This window comes from Yersinia pekkanenii (assembly GCF_001152565.1).
GTDB classification, from domain to species: Bacteria; Pseudomonadota; Gammaproteobacteria; order Enterobacterales; family Enterobacteriaceae; genus Yersinia; species Yersinia pekkanenii.
Genome location: NZ_CQAZ01000118.1, coordinates 1 through 3192, shown reverse-complemented (window position 1 = coordinate 3192; position 3192 = coordinate 1). Strand labels below are relative to the sequence as shown.

The window sequence follows — 3192 nt, the reverse complement described above, 5'->3', positions numbered from 1 at the left end:
GGTGATGTACACCCCTTTCAGGTATTCGCGAGTTTCTTTCTCTCCAGCGACACAGAGCAGGGCAGCGCGAAGAATATCGGTTGGAATAAACATTATTTTATCTCCCCTGTGTGGCTTTCGGATTTCAGACGTAAGGTGAAGCCGCCGAACTCTGGATGCTGCCAGCGCTTAAGCTTTCCGGTGGGTGGTGTGGACTCATCGAGCAGCGTTTGAGCTACCGTCATAAACAAATCACGGTGAATCAGTAAATGGCCCCGATCGCCATTGGTCATGCAGGTTGGTAAGTTGGCGAATGTAGCCAGTCGGCGGCATGCAGCATCTGATAACCCACAGGCCCACGACAGATCCGACACAAGAGCGTATTCGGATTGTTCGTTATCTGGCGAATGATGGCTGACCTGCAAGGCTTCCGGTGCTGGTGGTGCGATAGCTGCAACCGGTTCAACTGCTGGCTGATATTTCTGAATGCCAACAATGTCGACCACCGCTTTCATGGTTGCCGATGCGGTTGCTTCTGCTACAACACGGGCCAGAGAGAGAATGTTGTCGTTCATTGATGCGAAGGTTTGCTGAGGTTTCGGCGATTCAAGGCGAGGCTGGGCTTCGCCCGTTTCAAGTGAGTGCCAACGATCAATGATTGCAGCGCGGCGCTTGACGTCATAACCAGAAATTAAGATTTCAGTATGTCGGCGGTCGAGTAGGAATTCTGATACGTAGCCTCTGCTATCTGTATTGGCAATAATTCCGGTAGTTAACGTAACTTGTTGATTTTTATTATGGCGCAAATCTGCGTCATCTTTTTTAATGCAATACAGGCCTTCGATCATTACCCAAACATCTCGGATAACATCTTTAGGTTGCTTTCCAGTTAACGTGGCGATTTCTTTGGTGCTCATCATTGCCTGCTGGCTGGTAGTGGTGATTTGATTTTTCATGATTTATCTCCGAATGAACGACGTAATAATTTTTTCAACTTTTTCCCGTTATTCACGGAGCAATAAAGTTCAGCCAATTCTTGAGCCAGCATGACCTCGCCGGTTTCCTCATTGACGAAGTGCTGATTAGGATTGTTTTTGATAAACTCCTTCACCATTGGCATCTCCAGAAACTCTTCTGGGCTATAGATGCGGCACTGGCGGCGACTGTGCTTTGCAGTCGGTGTGCGATGCACGGAAACCGCGCTAAATACGTTTGCGTTGTCCTGGTTGCTCATTGGTGCTCCTCAGTGCAAATTCTTTGTTGGTTCTGCTTCGCCCTGAAAAATAGCCTTAACGCCCTCAATGAATACGCTGTCGATAAAGTCACGCATCCACGTAGAACCGTTTTGTGCTTGATTTAATCGGTCACCCATGTAGAACTTCATGACGGCGAGGTAACGCTCTGCTGGGCGCTCTTCCATCAACACGGTTTCAATTTGGTGCTGGAGTAAGGTTTCAATAACCTGCTGGTCTATTTGCATAACGATATTCTCGTGCCTGAAAATAGCCCCGCCTTGCATATCCATACCAAAGCGACTCCTGCATTCAACCAGATAGGTAAGGGCTTCGACTGAGCGGATTTGTTTGCAGTAATGCTCTGCAAACTCCTGATATTCGTTGTCGGTGAGTGGTTCTGTGGGGCGTGTCAGACACCCATCTATCAGCCATCCCGGCACATCAATACCCGAAACTTTGACGTGCTCGATAAGCTGCTCTTTATCCATATCTTTAAGATTCATTTTTTGCCCTTCCGTGAGTTGCTGTGTCATAGTTCCGGTTTCCCTTTGTATCTGCCCTGGTGCGAGCACCGCTGAGCGTTGTTAGCGCATATGCTCTGTAGTTCTATTGATGGGGCTTGAGGCAAGGCATCACGCCAAACGCATACAGCGCGGCGGTATAGCCCTTTCGCTTCAAGCTCAATGGCTTGCTCGGCTTTTTGGCGGTATCCGCTCATGGAGTCACCGAGGGTGAAGTAGTGGCCAGTTCGTCAGATGCTGTAACGAATTCATCAATTAACCGGTCAATAAGGGCGTGTCCGCTCTGAGTGAGGCCGCCTAGCTTTTTAGTACAGTCTTTATAGGTTCCAATTATCTCTTCACCGGCCTTGGCTTTTCCGAGTGCCTCAATAATCACCAGCTCAAACATTTCTAATGCGCGAGTTAATACCTCTGGCGTTAATTCAATTGTTTTCACTATCCCTTTAGGCGACCTTTTAATTACGCAGGTGCTACCCGTTGCCCGCTGCAATGAATCCAACTTTGCGGTAACCATTCGGTTACGATATCGGCCTATTAATTCCTGATTACTCATATTTGAATTACCTTATTTTCTGGCTTATAGGTGTAGGGAGTCCTAACCCGAAGGCCATAGTTAATATTTTATTTTCGATTACTTAATTAATAAGGCTTGCGTTTATATAACTCGTCTCGCACCTCAATCCATCGTTGATGTTCTTTATCCCATTTATCAACTTCACGTTGTTTCGCCATTAGGCGGAGAATATGACGAATTGCACGTTCACGGCAGCGGATATAATCATGAAGTAAATTACCGCGAATCCATGCCTTGCGCTCGGCGTCGTAAATATCATCTTCGCGTATAGCTAATCCGAGGCGTTTATAAACAGAGGTTGCCATAACCTGAGCTAATTTATTAATGGCGGCACTACGGCTTAGATATCGCTTGTAAACACCGTGGCGATTAACAACGTATATTTGTGCTTCTACTTTCATTAGTGCGCTATTTATGCCGCCATCGTTAATGATGAAATATTCACTTATTTGGCCGTAATCTATTTTTTCAGGTTTCATTTTTTGCTTTCCTTATATTTCTCCATGGTGTAATCATGTAGATTATTATTGGCCTCGACCATTACTTCTGGCACACCATCTAATAAAGTTATAATTGCGCCTATTTTGTCAGTGGTATCATTCTTGCCGCCAGTAGCAAGTTCAAGCCACATTGCTAAAACTGCTTGTGCTTGCTTCACCTGACAGGTGACATCTTCCAGTTGATTAGATTTCATGGTCAGCCTCTTCCGGCGCAGCACGTCTACACATTGTTTTAGCGTAGTCAGCGCAGTAACTAATAATGGTTTCTGCCAATTGAGCACCCTCGCCGGGGTCGAGACTGAATCGTTCGGCAGCTTCCAGAAACAGTGCGATATCGCTCAGTACATCAATCGGTGATTGAGTAATGCATGGGTTATCTTTAT

At 46.3% G+C, this 3192-nt stretch carries 8 protein-coding genes; all 8 read right to left on the bottom strand.

Going from position 1 to position 3192, the window contains the following annotated elements:
• Positions 1 to 92: 92 nt before the first annotated feature.
• The gene (locus AEP37_RS24430; protein ID WP_053102017.1) at positions 93 to 935 is read right to left on the bottom strand and encodes a Rha family transcriptional regulator; all 843 of its coding nucleotides are present in this window, start codon (positions 933 to 935) and stop codon (positions 93 to 95) included.
• On the bottom strand, positions 932 to 1213 hold the full coding sequence (locus AEP37_RS22910; protein ID WP_049615485.1) for a hypothetical protein: 282 nt from the start codon (positions 1211 to 1213) through the stop codon (positions 932 to 934). Before AEP37_RS22910 ends, AEP37_RS24430 begins: the two co-directional genes overlap by 4 nt.
• Positions 1214 to 1222: 9 nt before the next feature.
• Entirely contained in the window at positions 1223 to 1747 is a 525-nt protein-coding gene (locus AEP37_RS22905) for a hypothetical protein (RefSeq protein ID WP_049615484.1), read from the bottom strand.
• Positions 1744 to 1932, bottom strand: coding sequence for an ANR family transcriptional regulator (locus AEP37_RS28005; RefSeq protein ID WP_049615483.1), 189 nt, complete (start codon positions 1930 to 1932; stop codon positions 1744 to 1746). Before AEP37_RS28005 ends, AEP37_RS22905 begins: the two co-directional genes overlap by 4 nt.
• Complete coding sequence (locus tag AEP37_RS22895; protein ID WP_049615482.1) at positions 1929 to 2288, bottom strand: hypothetical protein; 360 nt, start codon at positions 2286 to 2288, stop codon at positions 1929 to 1931. Before AEP37_RS22895 ends, AEP37_RS28005 begins: the two co-directional genes overlap by 4 nt.
• Before the next feature lie 86 nt (positions 2289 to 2374).
• Positions 2375 to 2788, bottom strand: coding sequence for a hypothetical protein (locus tag AEP37_RS22890; protein ID WP_049615481.1), 414 nt, complete (start codon positions 2786 to 2788; stop codon positions 2375 to 2377).
• Positions 2785 to 3003 (bottom strand): hypothetical protein, encoded by a 219-nt coding sequence (locus tag AEP37_RS22885; RefSeq protein ID WP_049615480.1) that lies wholly within the window; start codon positions 3001 to 3003, stop codon positions 2785 to 2787. The genes AEP37_RS22890 and AEP37_RS22885 overlap by 4 nt, the downstream gene beginning before the upstream one ends.
• Positions 2993 to 3192: hypothetical protein (locus tag AEP37_RS26735; RefSeq protein WP_049615479.1), on the bottom strand; the 200-nt coding region annotated here is incomplete at its 5' end. The genes AEP37_RS22885 and AEP37_RS26735, both read right to left, overlap by 11 nt.